Annotated in this window: 14 protein-coding genes; 8 read left to right on the forward strand and 6 right to left on the reverse strand. The window is 61.3% G+C overall.

The window, feature by feature from the left end:
• The first annotated feature begins 78 nt into the window (after nucleotides 1-78).
• The 3 genes from betT to nadS all read left to right on the forward strand — a co-directional run bounded on the left by betT (nucleotide 79) and on the right by nadS (nucleotide 2,922).
• Nucleotides 79-2,112 (forward strand): choline BCCT transporter BetT, encoded by a 2,034-nt coding sequence (betT, locus tag EnteroDNA1_RS19665; protein WP_029741651.1) that lies wholly within the window; start codon nucleotides 79-81, stop codon nucleotides 2,110-2,112.
• A gap of 137 nt (nucleotides 2,113-2,249) precedes the next feature.
• Nucleotides 2,250-2,597, forward strand: coding sequence for a type II toxin-antitoxin system RelE/ParE family toxin (locus EnteroDNA1_RS19670; protein WP_069303794.1), 348 nt, complete (start codon nucleotides 2,250-2,252; stop codon nucleotides 2,595-2,597).
• A 40-nt stretch (nucleotides 2,598-2,637) separates the two neighbouring features.
• Nucleotides 2,638-2,922 (forward strand): NadS family protein, encoded by a 285-nt coding sequence (gene nadS / locus EnteroDNA1_RS19675; RefSeq protein WP_033144885.1) that lies wholly within the window; start codon nucleotides 2,638-2,640, stop codon nucleotides 2,920-2,922.
• A gap of 95 nt (nucleotides 2,923-3,017) precedes the next feature.
• On the opposite strand, the gene entD is transcribed toward nadS, so the two are convergent.
• Nucleotides 3,018-3,674 (reverse strand): enterobactin synthase subunit EntD, encoded by a 657-nt coding sequence (gene entD / locus EnteroDNA1_RS19680; RefSeq protein WP_069303795.1) that lies wholly within the window; start codon nucleotides 3,672-3,674, stop codon nucleotides 3,018-3,020.
• Nucleotides 3,675-3,755: 81 nt separating this feature from the next.
• Nucleotides 3,756-5,996, reverse strand: coding sequence for a TonB-dependent siderophore receptor (locus tag EnteroDNA1_RS19685; RefSeq protein ID WP_069303796.1), 2,241 nt, complete (start codon nucleotides 5,994-5,996; stop codon nucleotides 3,756-3,758).
• Nucleotides 5,997-6,142: 146 nt separating this feature from the next.
• Between EnteroDNA1_RS19685 and fes the strand changes: the two genes are divergently transcribed.
• The 3 genes from fes to entF are packed head-to-tail and all read left to right on the forward strand — an operon-like array spanning nucleotide 6,143 to nucleotide 11,419.
• Nucleotides 6,143-7,342 (forward strand): enterochelin esterase, encoded by a 1,200-nt coding sequence (gene fes / locus EnteroDNA1_RS19690; protein WP_069303797.1) that lies wholly within the window; start codon nucleotides 6,143-6,145, stop codon nucleotides 7,340-7,342.
• 10 nt (nucleotides 7,343-7,352) lie between these two features.
• A complete protein-coding gene (locus tag EnteroDNA1_RS19695; protein WP_064673619.1) occupies nucleotides 7,353-7,565 on the forward strand; it encodes an MbtH family protein in 213 nt (70 codons plus the stop codon).
• A complete protein-coding gene (gene entF, locus EnteroDNA1_RS19700; protein ID WP_069303798.1) occupies nucleotides 7,562-11,419 on the forward strand; it encodes an enterobactin non-ribosomal peptide synthetase EntF in 3,858 nt (1,285 codons plus the stop codon). The genes EnteroDNA1_RS19695 and entF overlap by 4 nt, the downstream gene beginning before the upstream one ends.
• 108 nt (nucleotides 11,420-11,527) lie before the next feature.
• On the opposite strand, the gene fepC is transcribed toward entF, so the two are convergent.
• From fepC to fepD, 3 genes are read right to left on the reverse strand one after another with little or no spacing between them, the layout of a single operon-like run.
• On the reverse strand, nucleotides 11,528-12,328 hold the full coding sequence (fepC, locus tag EnteroDNA1_RS19705; RefSeq protein ID WP_033144891.1) for an iron-enterobactin ABC transporter ATP-binding protein: 801 nt from the start codon (nucleotides 12,326-12,328) through the stop codon (nucleotides 11,528-11,530).
• Nucleotides 12,325-13,314 carry an iron-enterobactin ABC transporter permease gene (fepG, locus tag EnteroDNA1_RS19710; protein WP_072196612.1) on the reverse strand — a complete coding sequence of 330 codons (990 nt, stop codon included), beginning with the start codon at nucleotides 13,312-13,314 and terminating at the stop codon, nucleotides 12,325-12,327. The genes fepC and fepG overlap by 4 nt, the downstream gene beginning before the upstream one ends.
• Nucleotides 13,314-14,318 carry a Fe(3+)-siderophore ABC transporter permease gene (fepD, locus tag EnteroDNA1_RS19715; RefSeq protein WP_069303799.1) on the reverse strand — a complete coding sequence of 335 codons (1,005 nt, stop codon included), beginning with the start codon at nucleotides 14,316-14,318 and terminating at the stop codon, nucleotides 13,314-13,316. The genes fepG and fepD overlap by 1 nt, the downstream gene beginning before the upstream one ends.
• Before the next feature lie 108 nt (nucleotides 14,319-14,426).
• Here fepD and entS point away from each other — a divergent pair, with 108 nt between their 5' ends.
• A complete protein-coding gene (gene entS / locus EnteroDNA1_RS19720; protein ID WP_069303800.1) occupies nucleotides 14,427-15,662 on the forward strand; it encodes an enterobactin transporter EntS in 1,236 nt (411 codons plus the stop codon).
• Nucleotides 15,663-15,745: 83 nt separating this feature from the next.
• On the opposite strand, the gene fepB is transcribed toward entS, so the two are convergent.
• A complete protein-coding gene (gene fepB, locus EnteroDNA1_RS19725; RefSeq protein ID WP_069303801.1) occupies nucleotides 15,746-16,705 on the reverse strand; it encodes a Fe2+-enterobactin ABC transporter substrate-binding protein in 960 nt (319 codons plus the stop codon).
• Between the two features lie 188 nt (nucleotides 16,706-16,893).
• On the opposite strand from fepB, the gene entC reads away from it, so the two are divergent.
• The gene (gene entC, locus EnteroDNA1_RS19730; RefSeq protein ID WP_048975908.1) at nucleotides 16,894-18,069 is read left to right on the forward strand and encodes an isochorismate synthase EntC; all 1,176 of its coding nucleotides are present in this window, start codon (nucleotides 16,894-16,896) and stop codon (nucleotides 18,067-18,069) included.
• Nucleotides 18,070-18,072: the final 3 nt, after the last annotated feature.

Raw genomic sequence — 18,072 nt, forward strand, 5'->3', positions numbered from 1 at the left:
TTGGACGTTCAATATAAAATGTGTCTTAATTGTTGCGGATTTGGATTTCAATAGTTACAAAAACAGTGGGGATACTGGATGACAGACCTTTCACAAGACAGAGAAAAAGACAAAATCAACCCGGTCGTTTTTTATACGTCCGCCGGGCTGATTTTGTTGTTTTCCCTGACGACCATCTTCTTTCGTGATTTTTCTGCCGAGTGGATTGGGCGCACCCTGAACTGGGTGTCGAAGACCTTCGGCTGGTACTATCTGCTGGCCGCGACGCTCTATATCGTCTTCGTGGTCTGCATTGCCTGCTCGCGCTTTGGTTCCGTGAAGCTCGGGCCTGAGCAGTCCAAGCCCGAATTCAGCCTGCTGAGCTGGGCCGCGATGCTGTTTGCCGCGGGTATCGGCATTGACCTGATGTTCTTCTCCGTGGCGGAACCGGTCACGCAGTATATGCAGCCGCCGGAAGGGGCGGGGCAGACGATGGAGGCCGCGCGCCAGGCGATGGTCTGGACACTGTTCCACTACGGCCTGACGGGCTGGTCGATGTACGCCCTGATGGGCATGGCGCTCGGATACTTTAGCTATCGTTATAATTTGCCTCTCACCATCCGCTCCGCGCTGTACCCGATCTTCGGTAAAAAGATTAACGGCCCGATTGGCCACAGCGTCGATATCGCGGCGGTGATCGGCACCATCTTTGGTATTGCGACGACGCTTGGGATTGGCGTGGTGCAGCTCAACTACGGGCTGAGCGTGCTGTTTGATATCCCGGATTCGATGGCGGCCAAAGCGGCGCTGATAGCGCTGTCGGTGATTATCGCCACCATCTCGGTGACGTCGGGCGTGGATAAAGGCATCCGCGTGCTCTCCGAGCTGAACGTGGCGCTGGCGCTGGGCCTGATCCTGTTCGTGCTGTTTATGGGCGATACCTCGTTCCTGCTCAATGCCCTAGTGCTCAACGTGGGCGACTACGTAAACCGCTTTATGGGCATGACACTGAACAGCTTCGCTTTCGACCGCCCGGTAGAGTGGATGAACAACTGGACGCTGTTCTTCTGGGCGTGGTGGGTGGCGTGGTCGCCGTTTGTCGGCCTGTTCCTGGCGCGTATTTCGCGTGGCCGCACCATCCGCCAGTTCGTGATGGGCACGCTGATAATCCCGTTCACCTTTACCCTGCTGTGGCTGTCGATTTTCGGCAACAGCGCGCTGCATGAGATCATCCACGGCAATGCCACCTTCGCGCAGGAAGCGATGGCGCACCCGGAGCGCGGCTTCTACAGCCTGCTGGCGCAGTACCCGGCGTTTACCTTTAGCGCCTCCGTGGCGACCATCACCGGCCTGCTGTTTTACGTCACCTCGGCGGATTCCGGCGCGCTGGTGCTGGGCAACTTCACCTCGAAGCTCAAAGACATCAACAGCGATGCGCCGAACTGGCTGCGCATCTTCTGGTCCGTCGCCATCGGCCTGCTGACGCTCGGCATGCTGATGACCAACGGCATTTCGGCGTTGCAGAACACCACGGTGATCATGGGCCTGCCGTTCAGCTTCGTCATCTTCTTCGTGATGGCCGGGCTGTATAAATCGCTCAAGGTGGAAGACTACCGCCGCGTCAGCGCCAGCCGCGACACCGCGCCGCGTCCGATGGGCGCGCAGGACCGGCTGAGCTGGAAGAAACGTCTCTCGCGCCTGATGAACTACCCGGGCACGCGCTACACCAAACAGATGATGGAGACGGTCTGCTTCCCGGCGATGGAAGAGGTCGCGCAGGAGCTGAAGCTGCGCGGTGCGTACGTGGAGCTGAAAAACCTGCCGCCGGAGGAGGGCGAGACCCTGGGGCACCTGGATCTGCTGGTGCACATGGGCGACGAGCAGAACTTTGTTTATCAGATCTGGCCGCAGCAGTATTCGGTACCCGGGTTTACCTACCGGGCGCGCAGCGGGAAATCGACCTACTACCGGCTTGAGACCTTCCTGCTGGAAGGGAGCCAGGGGAATGATTTGATGGACTACAGCAAGGAGCAGGTGATTACGGACATTCTGGACCAGTATGAACGGCACCTGAACTTTATCCATCTGCACAGGGAAGCGCCGGGGAATAGCGTGATGTTCCCGGATGTCTAAACGGATTCTTAAATAACAATATGTCTGTATATAAATACAGTTATTCAATGCGATATTACTCATGGAAGAGTCATATTGCAGCAAAAGCCTGATGCTGAAGCATTCAGGCTTTTGCTGCATCAGGGAAGGAATCATGCATGAGCCACGCGATAGAATTTATCGAAACATCACTTTTTACCCGGCAGTTCAAAAGTATTGCTACGGATGATGAATTAAGGGATCTCCAAAAGGAACTCATTGCCTGGCCTCATAAAGGCGATTTGATCCAGCATACAGGCGGGCTACGTAAAATAAGAATGGCTGTTGGCTCAAAGGGAAAAAGCGGCGGGGCCAGGGTCATCTACTTTCTGGCTACTGAAGAGGTGATTTTTTTCCTCATGGCCTATCCAAAAAGCATGAAGGACAGCCTAAACGATGTAGAGAAAGCCGAACTCAGAAAACTCACGTCTATTCTCACCAATAGCGCTTCCAGTTCCGTCAATTAAAGGTGTACTATGTACTCCATCAGGCAAGAAGGGGCAGGCAATGAGTATCTTTGATGAACTGAAGGCTTCGCTTGAAGAGGCAGCCGAGATCCAACGTGGTAAGAAAACGCCATCACGAGTCACTCGCTATGAAGTCGCGGACGTTCGGGCGATAAGAGAGCAGTTAAATGTCACTCAAAGCGAAATGGCGAAGGCTCTGGGTACAAGCGTTGATACGATTAAAAGCTGGGAGTCGAAACGGCGAAACCCAACGGGATTAGCGGCGAAAGTGCTAAATGTGATTAGAGATAATCCCGCGTTTTTCAGAGCGCTTGCGGGGCAGTGAGCTGATATCTATCTGTACAATTTATGCCGGGTGGCGGCGATGCCTTACCCGGCCTACAACACCGCTTTACCGAAGACCTGATAAGCGTAGCGCCATCAGGCTTTTAGCAGCGTAAACACGCTCGTATCATTATTCTGCCAGATGAGGATGAAGCGTTTACCCTCAGGATAGCCTCCAGCCGGGTTCGAAAGCGCCAGCGTGATTGTTTTTTCCATTAACTCTGTGACTCTCGCCCACTCAAACCCCATGTAAGTATTTGCCTTTGGAAAGAGCGCCTTAAACAAACTCTCTTTGGCGCTAAATGCCAGCGTCAGCGCCAGCGCAAAAGGGTAGCCCGAGTGCGTCAGGTACATCGCTTCCTGCGCATCAACGATGCCGTCCTGGATTTCGCGGGCTTCGTGGTCTGGAAGAATGGCTTCGCAATCAATACCTACGAGCGCATCTTGATGACGGACGGCAACCGCCATCGCCTGCGTGCCGCTGTGGGTAATGCTTCCCGAAACCCCTTCCGGCCAGAGCGGTTCGCCGCTGGGGCCGATGCCGGGGATCGCGCGTTCATTTATCGCACCGAGCGCATGCGCGGCGGCGATGCGGCCTGCCAGATGCTCGGCTTTGCGTTTGCGTCCGGCGTTTAAAAGCTCAGCGTAGTGGGGGAGCCAGAGAAGGTCGGCGTCGGTGAAGGTGGTGGGGGCGAAGGTGACGTGGTGGACGGTGTGGCCGGCAATAATGAACGTGGTGTGGGTTGTGTGCATGTTTTTCCCTTCAGAATTGTGCGGCCTGATGCCCTCACCCCGGCCCTCTCCCACGGGGAGAGGGGGGAGTTACTGCCTGAATCAGAAACGCGTATTCACGCTCATGTACCAGGTACGGCCCGGCTCATTATACGTATACGCTCCAGCACCGTACATATACGCACCGGTGGTGGCATTTCCGGTCGTCTGGGCATTACCCGCGCGCCACTGACGCTTGTCGAAGACGTTATCCACGCCGCCGGTCAGACTAACGTTTTTGGTCATGTCCCAGGTCGCGCTCAGGCCAACGATGCTGTACGGACTGATTTCGTCTTTCTCAGACCCGGTCACCGGCTGACCTTTGTAGTTGTACTTCTTCGGCTGCTGCTTGCCGTACCAGGTAAAGGTCGACTGGAGCGACACGTCCTGATGAACCTGCCAGCTCAGGGTCGAGTTCAGCGTGTACTCCGGAATGATCGACAGACGGTCACCGGTCTCCTTGTTCTTGCTCTGCAGCATCCAGGTGATGTTGTTGGTCCAGTTGATTGTGTCGCTGACCGGCACGTTCAGGGAGCCTTCCAGCCCTTCGACGACCGCTTTCGGAACGTTTTCCCACTGGTAGATATCCGTCTGCACTTTACCGGAAGAGGTGTGACCGATCGGCGCGTAGCCCGCTTCAATCTTGTCACGATAGTCGTTGCGGAACCAGGTCACGCCCGCCAGCCAGCCGTCGCGTTTCCACTCCAGACCAATCTCTTTGTTGATGCTGGTTTCGGCTTTCAGGTCGTCGTTGCCCATCATGTAGCAGCCCACGCCGTCCGAGCTGGCGTAGCAGCCCTGGCCTTTGCTGTAGAGCAGGTAGTTCGGGTTGGTCTGGTAAAGGCTCGGCGCTTTATAGGCGCGCGCGATCCCCATCTTCAGCGTGAAGTCATCGCCCAGACCTTGCGAAAGGTTCAGGGACGGGCTCCAGTTGTTGCCGACGATGGTGTGGTGATCGAAGCGCAGGGCAGGGGTCAGCATGGTGCTGTCGGTCAGCTCCATGTTGTTTTCGGCGAACAGGGAGAAAATCTCCGCCGAGGTGTACGGGCTGCGGTCGTTGCTCATGCCCGGAACGGTGCCGCCCTGCAGGGTTTGCGTGAAGGAGGTGGAGTCCTTCATGCGCTGCTGGTTCCACTCGGTGCCCAGCGTCAGGTTCTGGTTGACGAGGAAATCAATCGGCAGGTTGATTTCGCTGTGCAGCATCACGTCGGCCAGGTCGGTGTCGGTAAATTTATTGCTGTTGAACAAGCCTTCCGTCCCGCCCGCCAGACCTTCGCCCAGGCGGGAGTTGCGGGTGTGTTCGTACTGCGCCCAGCTGCTGGTGGTGATGCCGTTATCCCAGCCGCCGTTCCAGGTCACCGCGAAGTTCTGGCGGTAGATACGGTTAGTCTCTTTGCCGTAATTCTTCTTCACCAGCGCGCTGTCGTTGTTGGTGTTCTGCGTGTCGCCCGCGTAGAGGTTGTTCTGGCGGCTGTAGCCCGCTTCGAACTCCAGGGACTGCATGGGCGCGAAGTCCCAGCGCACCACGCCGTTGATGTCTTTGTTTTCCACGCCCTCACGGCCAGCCGGCAGGGTGTTGGCGTAGGTACCGGTACGATCGGACTGGTGGCCCTGGTTGATATCCCACGCGTCGGCCTGGGTTTTATCGAGGTTACCGAACATGCGGAAGCTGAAGTCGCCGCCCAGGGGGCCGCTCAGGCTGAAGTTGGTGCGCCTGGTGGAACCTTCGTCCTTATGTTCTGGCGCGTTCAGGTAGGTGTTCCAGGAGCCGTGCCACTGGTCGTCGAATTTTTTGGTGATGATGTTTACCACGCCGCCTGCCGCGCCGTTGCCGTAGCGCGCGGCTGCCGGACCGCGGATCACTTCGATACGCTCGATCATCTCCGGCGGCACCCAGCCGGTATCGCCGCGGGTGTCACGCTCGCCGCGCCAGCCCAGACGAATAGAGTTGCGGCTGGTGACCGGCTTGCCGTCGATCAGGATTAGGGTGTTTTCCGGACCCATGCCGCGAATGTCAATCTGACGGTTGTTTCCGCGCTGGCCGCTGGTGGAGTTCCCGGTGAGGTTAACGCCCGGCATGGTGCGGATGATTTCCGCCACGTCGCGCGCGGGCGGGTTTTTGCGGATCTCGTCGGCGGTGATGGTCGACACGCCCGGCGCCTGTAAATTCTGCTCGGCGGCGGTGATCACCATCGTATCTTCGTGCTGCGCAGAGGCGGTGTTGTCGTCTGCCATGGCGGGCAACGCGACACCATAAATCCCTAAATTGACCAGCAAGGCCAGAGAGTGAATCTTCTTATTCATTGTACGTCCCGCTTTTATGGTTATTTAATGAGCGCGCTTCCCACAGCGCGGGCATTACGCTATTGCAAATGCAAATAGTTATCAATAATATTATCAATAAAATTTGCTCTAAAACAAAAAAGACTGTGAAACATGGGGTTATAAGGGTGACGACGTTAACAACCGGAAGTGAAGCGTGGTGGCAGTCGAAAAACGGACCTGAATGGGAACGTCAGAAGGAGAACTGTCGCGTCACCTTCTGGTGGCGGGATCCGGCAGGAACGCAGAAAACCTCATCGGTCAAACGCGTCTGGCTCTACGTTACCGGCGTGACCGATCACCATCAAAATGCCCGCCCGCAGTCCCTCGAGCGCATCCCGGATACCGACGTCTGGCAGTGGCAGGGCGAATTCAGCCCCGAGTGGCGCGGGAGCTACTGTTTTATCCCTTCTGTAAATGAAAACGATTTTGCCGATACCGTGTTTGAAGGCGAGCTGCCGGACCGCATGGCGCTGCGCGAAGGCTGGCGCAGGCTGCTGCCGCACGCGGTTTCCGACCCGCTGAATCGGCAGAGCTGGCGCGGCGGGCGCGGTCATGCCGTTTCTGCGCTGGAGATGCCGGACGCGCCGGTTCAGCCCGGCTGGGACCATCCCGATACGCAGTATCACCAGCCGGTCTGCATTGAGTGGAACAGCGAGCGTCTCAACAACCGTCGCCGCGTGTGGATTTTTACCACCGGGGACGACGGCACCGAGCGCCCGCTGGCGGTGCTGCTCGACGGGCAGTTCTGGGCCGAAAGCATGCCCGTCTGGCCTGCGCTGACGTCGCTCACCACCGGGCGCCAACTGCCCCCTGCGGTCTACGTATTAATCGATGCGATCGACATGGAACACCGCAACCGCGAATTGCCCTGTAACCCCGATTTCTGGCTGGCGGTACAGGAAGAACTTCTCCCTCTTGTAAAACATCTCGCCCCCTTCTGCGACCGCGCCGACCGCACCGTGGTGGCGGGCCAGAGCTTTGGCGGACTCTCTTCGCTTTATGCTGGCCTCAGCTGGCCGCAGCGTTTTGGCTGCGTGCTGAGCCAGTCCGGCTCGTACTGGTGGCCGCACCGCGGTGGGCAGCAGGAAGGGTGCCTCATCGAACAGCTCAGAGCCGGTGAGCTGACCGCGAGCGGGCTGCGTATCGTCCTCGAAGCCGGGCGCAACGAGCCGCTGATTTTCAATGCCAATCAGGCGATTTACGCCGAACTACACGCGCAGCAGCAGGTTACCTGGCGTCAGGTTGACGGCGGACACGATGCGCTTTGCTGGCGCGGTGGGCTGACGCAGGGGCTGATGACCCTCTGGCAGCCGCTCATTCAATAACGGAGTCTGTATGGAATTCAGCAATCCTTTCGATAATCCGCAGGGACAGTTCGCCATTTTGCAAAACGACCAGGGGCAGTACAGCCTGTGGCCGCAGCAGTGCGAACTGCCTGCGGGGTGGCGCGTGGTGTGCGAAGCGCAGTCTCAGGAGGCGTGCCAGCAGTGGCTGACCGGGCACTGGCGCACGCTTGAACCGTCCCATTTTGCGGAGGGGAGCGCATGAACCGTCTTCCCCTCGTCGCCGCCCAGCCGGGTATCTGGATGGCGGAACAGCTTTCTTCCCTGCCAAACGCCTGGAGCGTGGCGCACTACACCGAGCTAAAAGGCGATATCGACGCGCCATTGCTGGCAAAAGCCATCGCTGAGGGCATGATGGAGGCCGATACCCTGCGAATGCGTTTTGCCGAGGATAACGGCGAGGTGTGGCAGTGGGTGGATGACACCCTCATTCTGCCGGAGCCGTCCATCGTTCGCGTTGCCTCTCACGAAGATGCCGTGGCGCTGATGGAGGCCGATCTCCACCAGAACCTGCGCGTCGACAGCGGTCAGCCGCTGGCGTTTCACCAGCTGATTCAGGTGGGTGAAAGCCACTGGTACTGGTATCAGCGCTATCACCATCTGGTGGTGGATGGCTTCAGCTTCCCGGCCATTACCCGCCAGATCGCCGCGATTTACGCCGCGTGGAAAAAGGATGAACCGACTCCTGACTCCCCGTTTACGCCATTTGCCGAAGTGGTGGAAGAGTATCAGCGCTATCGCGACAGCGAGGCGTATCAGCGCGACGGCGCCTTCTGGGCGGAGCAGCGCAGGCAGCTTCCTTCTCCGGTCTCGCTCTCTTCCGCGCCGCTGCCGGGACGCGCCGCCACTACCGATATTCTGCGCCTCAAAATCGCCGCCGACGGTCGCGCCTTTAGCCAGCTTGCGCAGGCGGCAGGGCAGGCGCAGCGTACCGATCTGGCTATTGCGCTGGTGGCGCTGTGGCTGGGCCGCCTGACCGGAAGGCTGGACTACGCCGCCGGGTTTATCTTTATGCGCCGCATGGGCTCCGCCGCGCTGACCGCGACCGGACCGGTGCTCAACGTCCTGCCGCTGGCGGTGAATATCAACCCGCAGGAGAGCCTGCCGGAACTGGCGCTGCGCCTGGCCAACCAGCTGAAAAAAATGCGCCGCCACCAGCGCTACGACGCCGAGCAGATCGTGCGCGACAGCGGGCGTGCCGCAGGCGAAGAAGCCCTGTTTGGCCCGGTGCTGAACGTGAAGGTGTTTGATTATCAGCTGGATATCGACGGCGTGGAGGCCATCACCCACACGCTGGCCACCGGCCCGGTGAACGACCTTGAGCTGGCGCTGTTCCCGGACGAACAGGGCGGATTGAGCCTTGAGATCCTCGCCAGTAAGCAGCGTTACGATGAGGCGACGCTTTCCCGTCACGTCGCGCGCCTGAACGCGATGCTGATGCAGTTTGCGGCCAACCCGGACCTGCGCTGCGGCGAAGTGGAAACCGTTTCAGAGCAGGAATACCAGAGGCTTGCGCGCATCAACGATACCGGGCTGGCGCTGCCGGCCACCACGCTGGCGGATCTGGTGGCGGAGCAGGCGAGCAAAACGCCGGACGCCCCCGCGCTGGCGGACGCGCGTATTGAGCTCAGCTACCGCCAGATGCGCGAGCAGGTGGTGGCGCTGGCAAACCTGCTGCGCGCGCGCGGCGTGAAGCCGGGCGACAGCGTGGCGGTGGCCCTGCCGCGCTCGGTGTTCCTGACGCTGGCGCTGCACGGCATCGTCGAGGCCGGCGCCGCGTGGCTGCCGCTCGACACCGGCTACCCGGACGACCGCCTGCGGATGATGCTCGAGGACGCGAAGCCATCCCTGCTCATTACCACCGACGAGCAGCTTCCGCGCTTTAGCGATCTGCCGATTAGTGCATTTAGTTACAACACCCTTTTACCGGCTGCGGATGCAAAACCGCTGCGACTGGCGAAGCCGGAGCAGACGGCGTACATCATCTTTACTTCCGGTTCGACGGGGCGTCCGAAAGGGGTGATGGTTGGCCATACCGCCATCGTTAACCGCCTGAAGTGGATGCAGGATCACTACCCGCTGGACGCGACTGACGTGGTGGCGCAGAAAACGCCGTGCAGCTTTGACGTGTCGGTGTGGGAGTTCTGGTGGCCCTTTATCGCCGGGGCGAAGCTGGTGATGGCCGAGCCGGACGCGCACCGCGACCCGCAGGCGATGCAGAGCTTCTTCGCGCAGTACGGCGTGACTACTACCCACTTCGTGCCGTCGATGCTGGCGGCGTTTGTCGCCTCGCTGACGCCGGAAAACGTCGACTGCTGCAGGACGCTTAAGCAGGTGTTCTGCAGCGGCGAAGCGCTGCCGACCGGGCTGTGCCGCGAGTGGGAGCAGCTCACCCGTGCGCCGCTGCACAACCTCTATGGCCCAACCGAAGCGGCGGTGGACGTCAGCTGGTATCCGGCGTTTGGCCCCGAGCTGGCGGCGGTGGAAGGCAACAGCGTGCCGATCGGCTTCCCGGTGTGGAACACGGGGCTGCGCATTCTGGATGCGATGATGCGCCCGGTGCCGTTCGGCGTGGCGGGCGATCTGTATCTCACCGGCATTCAGCTGGCGCAGGGGTATCTGGGCCGTCCGGACCTCACCGCCAGCCGCTTTATTGCCGACCCGTTCGCCCCGGGCGAGCGGATGTACCGCACCGGCGACGTTGCCCGCTGGCTGGACAACGGCGCGGTGGAATATCTCGGCCGCAGCGATGACCAGTTAAAAATCCGCGGACAGCGCATCGAGCTGGGCGAAATCGACCGGGCGATGCTGTCGCTGCCGGACGTGGCCCAGGCCGTGGCGCACGCCTGCGTGTTCAACCAGGCGGCAGCCACCGGCGGCGATGCCCGCCAGCTGGTGGGGTATGTGGTTTCCGAATCCGGCTTACCGCTGGATCTCGACGCGCTGATGGAAGCACTAAAAGCACAGCTGCCGCCGCATATGGTGCCGGTGGTGCTGCTGCAAATCAGCGCGCTGCCGCTCAGTGCGAACGGCAAGCTGGATCGCAAGGCGCTGCCGCTGCCGGAGCTGACGAGTAAATCCTCCGGCCGTGCGCCGGAGACGGAAACCGAAGTCGCCGTCGCGCAGGCGTTTTCCGCCCTGCTGGGCTGCGAGGTCAACGACATCGACGCCGACTTCTTTGCCCTCGGCGGACACTCGCTGCTGGCGATGCGCCTGGCGGCACAGCTTAGCCGCGAGTTCGAGCGCAAGGTTACGCCGGGGCAGATAATGGTCGCCTCAACGGTGAGCAAGCTCAGCGCGCTGCTGGACTCGCAGATGAGCGACGAGCAGGCGCAGCGTCTGGGGTATGAAACCCTTCTTCCGCTGCGCGAAAGCGACGGTCCGACGCTGTTCTGCTTCCATCCGGCGTCCGGCTTTGCCTGGCAGTTTAGCGTCCTGGCACGCTACCTCAGCCCGCGCTGGTCCATCGTCGGCATTCAGTCGCCGCGTCCGGACGGTCCAATGCAGCAGCGTGCGGATCTGGATGGGGTGATTGAGCATCACCTGGCTACGCTGCGTAAGCAGCAGCCGCAGGGGCCGTATTACCTGTTCGGCTATTCCCTCGGCGGCACGCTGGCGCAGGGTATTGCCGCCCGTCTGCGCGAGCAGGGTGAAGCGGTAGCCTTCCTCGGCCTGCTGGACACCTGGCCGCCGGAAACCCAGAACTGGTCGGAGAAAGAGGCCAACGGCCTCGACCCCGAGGTGCTGGCGGAAATCGAGCGCGAGCGTCAGGCGTTTATCGCCGCCCAGCAGGGTCAGGGCTCCAGCGAGCTGTTTAACGCTATCGAGGGCAACTACGCCGACGCGGTGCGGCTGCTCACCACGGCGCGCAGCGCGCGCTTTGACGGCAAAGCGACGCTGTTTGTCGCCGAGCGCACGCGAACGATGGATCCGCAGGTCGCCTGGGCGCCGTGGGTGGCGGAGCTTGAGGTGTACAGCCAGGACTGCGCCCACGTGGATATCATTTCACCGCAGGCGTTTGAGAAGATAGGGCCGGTGTTGAGGGAGATATTGGGGTAACGTCAAAAGCGCCGGGTGGCGGCTACGCCTTACCCGGCCTACGCATCCGTGGTTGATGTTTGTTGGGTTTGCTCCCTCTCCCTGTGGGAGAGGGCCGGGGTGAGGGCATCAGACCGCACGCTTGCCCAGCGGCACCACCAGCGGCGTACCCGCCACCGGATCGTCAATAATCATGCAGCGCATGCCGTAGATCCGCTCGATCAGCTCCGGCGTTACAATCTCTTTCGGCGCGCCCTGCGCCACGATCTCACCGTCGCGAAGCGCAATCAGATGCGTCGCATAGCGGCACGCCTGGTTTAAGTCGTGCAGCACCGCCGCCAGGGTATACCCCTGCGTGCGGTTCAGCTCGCTCAGCAGCTCCAGCAGGTCAATCTGATGGCTGATGTCGAGCCAGGTTGTCGGCTCGTCCAGCAGCATGATCGACGTTTCCTGCGCCAGCACCATGGCGATCCACGCCCGCTGACGCTGCCCGCCGGAGAGGGTGTCCACGCTCTGCTGGGCAAGATCGGTGATGCCCGTCGCCAGCATCGCGCGGTTCACCGCCTCGTCATCCTCTTTGCGCCAGCGGGTAAACAGCGGCTGATGCGGGTAGCGCCCGCGCGAGACCAGCTCCTGCACCGTGATGTCGCCCGGCGTGGTGGCGTTTTGCGCCAGCAGACCGATGCGTCTGGCCACCTCTTTGCTGGCGAAGCGCTGGATCTGCTCCCCGTCGAGGAACACGCTGCCTTCAGCCGGCGTCATCAGGCGGCTCAGGGTGCGCAGCAGGGTCGATTTGCCGCAGCCGTTCGGGCCGATAATCGCGGTGAAATGGCCGTCCGGAATGGCGACGGATAAGTCACGGGCAATGATTTTTTTGCCGTAGCAGAGGGTTAAGTTTTCGCCGCGCAAGCGGGTGGTTGAATCAGTCATTTCCTGCGTGACTCCTGAACGAGCAAGACGATGAGGTAAATCCCGCCGAGGCTGACGGTCACCACGCCCACCGGCAGTTGATAAGGCATAAACAGCCGCTGGGCGCAGAGATCGGCGGCCAGCAGCAGCAGCGCGCCGCACAGCGCCGCCTGGGTTAATCCCCAGCGCGCCGTGCCGCTAAGTCGCCGGGCGATGTGCGGTGCCACGAGGGCGATAAACGAGATTGGCCCGGCAATCGCGGTGGAGGCGGCGGTCAGCAGTACGGCGACCAGCATCAGCATCAGGCGCGAGCGCTCGACGCCCACGCCCAGCGCGCAGGCGCTGTCGTCGCCCATCTCCAGCAGACGCATGCGCCGCACCAGCAGCAGCGCGCCGATAAACATCAGCAAAATCAGCGGCGCGGCGGGCCAGGTTTTGCCCCACGTCAGGCCGTTGAGCGATCCGGCGTACCACAGCCCGGCGGAGAGCGCGGTTTCCAGCGAGGCCTGCAGTAAAAGCCAGGTGTTAAAGGCCATCAGCATGGCGCGGATGCCGATCCCGATGATGATCAGGCGAAAGGTGTCGATACCGTTGCGCCAGGCCAGCGCCCAGATCAGTAATGACGTCAGAATGCCGCCCGCCATCGCCGTAAAGGTAATGGCCGTCAGGTGCTGACCAAATAGCACCATCGCCACCAGCACGCCGCTCCAGGCCCCGGTGTTAAGGCCCATCACGTCCGGGCTGCCGAGCGGGTTGCGCATCAGCGACTGGAATATCGCACCGCTCACGCCGAGCGCCGCGCCGACCAGAATCGCCATCGCCACGCGCGGCAGTCGCCACTCCGTCACCACCATGGTGATGTTGCGCGGCGCGCTGCCGAGCAGGGCGTTGAATACCTGAGTAAAGTCGAGCGTCACCGCGCCGCTGCGCAGGCTCCAGACAGCCAGCAGCAGAATGACGATAGTCAGCAGGCATACGCTGGTGAGTAAACGACGGGACGGGGCCATCATGCGCCACCTCCGCGTTTACGGCGTACCAGGAAAATCAGCACCGGCGCGCCGATAAAGGCGCTGACCACCGAGACGCGCAGCTCGCCGGGCACCAGCAGACGACCGAGCACATCGGCAAACAGCAGCAGGGCAGGGGTGGCAAGCAGCGTCACCGGCAGCGACCAGCGGTGATCCGCGCCCACCAGCCAGCGCGCCATGTGCGGCATCATCAGGCCAATAAAGGCAATCGGGCCGACTACCGCGGTCGCGCTGCCGCACAGAACCGTGATCGCCAGAAGTCCAATCAGCTGCGTGCGCGCCACGCGGTTGCCGAGGGCGGTCGCGGTGTCGCTGCCGAGGCTCAGGCTGTTGAGCGACCGGCTTAAAAACAGCGCCACGGCGGCGGCGATAATGACCGGGATCGCCACAACTTTTAGGGTTTCGAGGGTGCGGATATCCAGCGAGCCGGCCTGCCAGAAGCGCAGCTGGTCGTAGACGTCCGGGTTGAGCAGGGCGATGCCGTTGGACAAGCCCTCCAGCACCGCCGCGAGCGCCACGCCCGCAAGCGTCAGGCGTACCAGGCTCAGCTGCCCGCCGCCCTGGCTGCCGGTAAAGGCGACCACCAGCGAGGCGGCCAACGCGCCGCAGAAGGCCATCACCAGCTGTTCGGAGGGCGAGGTCAACCCGAACAGCGCCGCGCCGAGCACGATGGCAAAGCTGGCGCCGGAGTTAACGCCGAGAATACCGGGATCCGCCAGCGGGTTACGGGTAAGGGTTTGCATCAGGGCACTGGCAAGGCCGAGCGCGCCACCGGACAGCAGTCCGGCAAGCGTGCGGGGCAGTCGGGCGTCGAGCACGATGACGCAGTCGGCGCTCTGGCAGGTGCCGGAGAGCGCATCAACGATAACGGACGCGGGCAGCGGCTTCGCGCCGACCAGCAGGCTGAGTGCAGTCGCAAGGATCAACAGCAGCAATAAAACGGGCACGGCAACGGCGCGCACCGCGGAAGAGGAAAACGACATAGCAACATCCATGATTTGATAATGATAGTGATTATCGTTATCTATCTTATTTGGCTATGTTAGCATGTGCGCCCATGGAATGGGTAGAAATAGACTCAAGGCTTTGTCATGAATCAAAAATCCTGGCTGCTCAACCTCAGCCTGCTGAAAACGCACCCGGCGTATCGCGCCGTTTTTATCGCTCGCTTTATCTCCATTTTGTCCCTCGGGCTGCTCGGCGTGGCCGTGCCGGTCCAGATCCAGACCATGACGCACTCCAGCTGGCAGGTGGGGTTATCCGTCACCTTAACCGGCGGGGCGATGTTCATCGGCCTGATGGTCGGCGGCGTGCTGGCGGACCGCTACGAGCGTAAAAAGCTGATCCTGCTGGCGCGCGGCACCTGCGGCGTGGGCTTTATTGGGCTGTGTCTGAACGCGATGCTGCCGGAGCCGTCGCTGATCGCGATTTATGCCCTGGGGCTGTGGGACGGTTTCTTCGCCTCGCTGGGCGTGACGGCGCTGCTGGCGGCGACGCCCGCGCTGGTCGGGCGCGAGAACCTGATGCAGGCGGGGGCGATCACCATGCTCACCGTGCGTCTGGGCTCGGTGATTTCGCCGATGGTGGGCGGCCTGCTGCTGGCGACCGGCAACGTGGCCTGGAACTACGGGCTTGCGGCGGCGGGAACCTTTATCACCACGCTGACGCTGCTGCGCCTGCCGCTGCTGCCGCCTCCGCCGCAGCCGCGCGAGCATCCGCTGAAATCGCTGATGGCCGCGATTCGTTTCCTGTTCAGCAACCCGCTGATTGGCGGGATTGCGCTGCTCGGCGGCCTGCTGACCATGGCGAGCGCCGTGCGCGTGCTCTACCCGGCGCTGGCGGGAGAGTGGCAGATGAGCGCCTCGGAGATTGGCATTCTCTACGCTGCCATTCCGCTCGGCGCGGCGTGCGGGGCGCTGACCAGCGGCAACCTGGCGCAGGGCGCGCGTCCGGGGCTGATTATGCTGCTTGCCACGCTGGCGTCGTTTATCGCCATCGGCTTCTTCAGCCTGATGCCGGTGTGGGCGCTCGGGGTGCTGTGTCTGGTGATTTTCGGCTGGCTGAGCGCCATCAGCTCGCTTTTGCAGTACACCCTGATCCAGACCCAGACGCCGGAAGGGATGCTCGGGCGCATTAACGGCCTGTGGACGGCGCAGAACGTGACGGGCGATGCGATTGGTGCGGCGATCCTCGGCGGGCTGGGGGCGATGATGACTCCGGTGGCCTCGGCGAGCTGCGGCGGGTTTGTACTGGCAATTATTGGCGTGATTTTGTTAGTGGCGCTGGTGGAATTGCGGCGGTTCAGGCAGGAGAGTGCTCCGGTGTGATTTGCCGGGTGGCGGCTGCGCCTTACCCGGCCTACATTTTGCACTCGTAGGCCCGGTAAGCGAAGCGCCACCGGGCGCAGCTGTTACCCAAAGATTGCTTCTAAACGCTGCAACACCAACACCGCGCTGTAGTAATCCAGGCGGAACGTCTCCGTTCCCAATGCCCAGACCCGTTTGTTTTTCACCGACGGCAAATGCGCCAGCAGCGGGTTGGCGTAAATCGCATCCACGTCTTTCCGATCGCCGGCAAACACAAACAGCCCTTCGCCGTTCAGCCCCGTCGCCAGGTTTTCACCGCCCAGCTGAATGATGTCGTGGCGTTTGCCCTGGCTTTTAGAGGTCTGCAGCCCGGCGGGCAGATCCGCCAGCGTAAAGCCCAGCTGATGCAGCAGCTGGCCCTGCGCGGATTCCGCGGTCCACAGGTTGGCGCTGTGCGCGGCGGCGGTGTAGACGATGGCGTTCACCGGCTGCGGCGGCAATTTCATCTGCTGTTTCACCTGCGCGAGCTGTTTATCAAACGCGGCAATGCGCTCTGCGGCCTGTTTTTCCTGCCCGGTGAGGGTGCCCAGCTGCGTCAGCAGTTCCTGCCAGCTCTTGTCGTCGTAGTTGATGATAAGCGTTGGGGCGATGGCGGAGAGCTGATCGTACAGCGCCAGCGCGGAATCCCCGCCGGTAGCGCTGATCAAAATCAGATCCGGCATTTGCGCGGCGACCGCTTCGGCGCTTGGCTCGCCTATGTACAGTCGCGCAACCTTGCGCTGTTTCGCAATATCACCCCACTGACGCAAAAAGCCCTGCGCATCCGCCACGCGGTTGTTCGGCGTGGTCGCGCCGCTGGCAACGACCGGCGCGTCAATCGCCAGCAGGGAGCCGGTTAAGGTCACGCTGGTGGAGACAATGCGCGTCGGTTTGCTCTCAAGCGTGTGAACGCCTCGGCTGTCGGTCACCTGACGCGGCCAGTCGGCGGCAGCGGCTGAGGCAAGTCCTAAAACAAAAAGTCCAGATAAAAGCAGGGTATTACGGAATAGGGCAGGGAATTTCACAGCGCGACATCCTGTTTTCGTTGAAGATAATGCTTCTCATTTTCATGGTTGATGCGAAGGGATGCAAGCTTTTGTCGCATAAGTTATTTGTCCGACGGTTGACAGCGAAGCGATGTGGGATTAGGTTAGCCGACGAAAATATAAATGATAATCATTATTGCTTCTTTTATCATTTTGAGGAGGATGATATGGACACGTCCCTGGCTGAGGAAGTTCAGCACACCGCGACCACGCTGCAATCAGACAGCTTTTTCTTTATGTCGCCTTACCGCAGTTTTACTACCTCAGGCTGTTTTGCCCGCTTCTCTGAACCCGCCGTCGGCGGTGACGATCCGGCCGGGCAATTCCAGCAAAAATTAGCCCAGGCCTTCCGGAATGCGAAAGCTAACGGTATCGCTCATCCGGTGATGGTGGGGGCTATTCCGTTCGATACCCGCAAGCCATCTTCTCTGTTTATTCCGCAGCGCTGGCAGACCTTTTCCCGTCCGGCGCGTCAGCAGTCCGCACGCTATTTTTCCGGCTCGCAGGCGCTGAAGGTGGAACAACGCACCGAGATCCCGCCGCAGCCCGTGTTTGAAGAGATGGTCGCTCGCGCCGCGTCGCTCACCGCCACGCCGCAGGTGAACAAGGTCGTGCTGTCGCGTCTGATTGATATCGCGACCGACAAACACATGGACAGCGGCGCGCTGATGGAGAGGCTGATCGCCCAGAACCCGGCGAGCTTTAACTTCCACGTGCCGCTGGAAGACGGCGGCGTGCTGCTCGGCGCCAGCCCCGAACTGCTGCTGCGTAAAGAGGGCGCGCACTTTAGCTCGCTGCCGCTGGCAGGCTCGGCGCGTCGTCAGCCGGACGACGTATTAGATCGCGAAGCGGGCAATAAGCTGCTGGCCTCCGAAAAGGACCGTCACGAGCACGACCTGGTGACTCAGGCAATGAAGGCCATTCTGGCACCGCGCAGCCACCACCTGAGCATGCCGTCTTCCCCGCAGCTCATCACCACGCCGACGCTGTGGCATCTGGCGACGCCGGTTGAAGGTGACGCGCGTGAAAACGAAAACGCCCTGACTCTGGCCTGCCTGCTGCACCCGACCCCGGCGCTGAGCGGCTTCCCGCATGAGGCGGCAAAAGAGCTGATCGCCGAGCTGGAGCCGTTCGACCGCGAGCTGTTCGGCGGCATCGTCGGCTGGTGCGACAGCGAAGGTAACGGCGAGTGGGTGGTGACCATCCGCTGCGCGCGTCTTCGCGAAAATAGCGTTCGCCTGTTTGCCGGCGCGGGCATTGTGCCTGCCTCTTCGCCGGTGGGCGAATGGCGCGAAACGGGCGTGAAGCTCTCCACCATGCTCAACGTGTTTGGCTTGCACTAAGGA

It is taken from the genome of Enterobacter sp. HK169 (assembly GCF_001719105.1).
In the GTDB taxonomy this organism is placed as follows: domain Bacteria; phylum Pseudomonadota; class Gammaproteobacteria; order Enterobacterales; family Enterobacteriaceae; genus Enterobacter; species Enterobacter asburiae_B.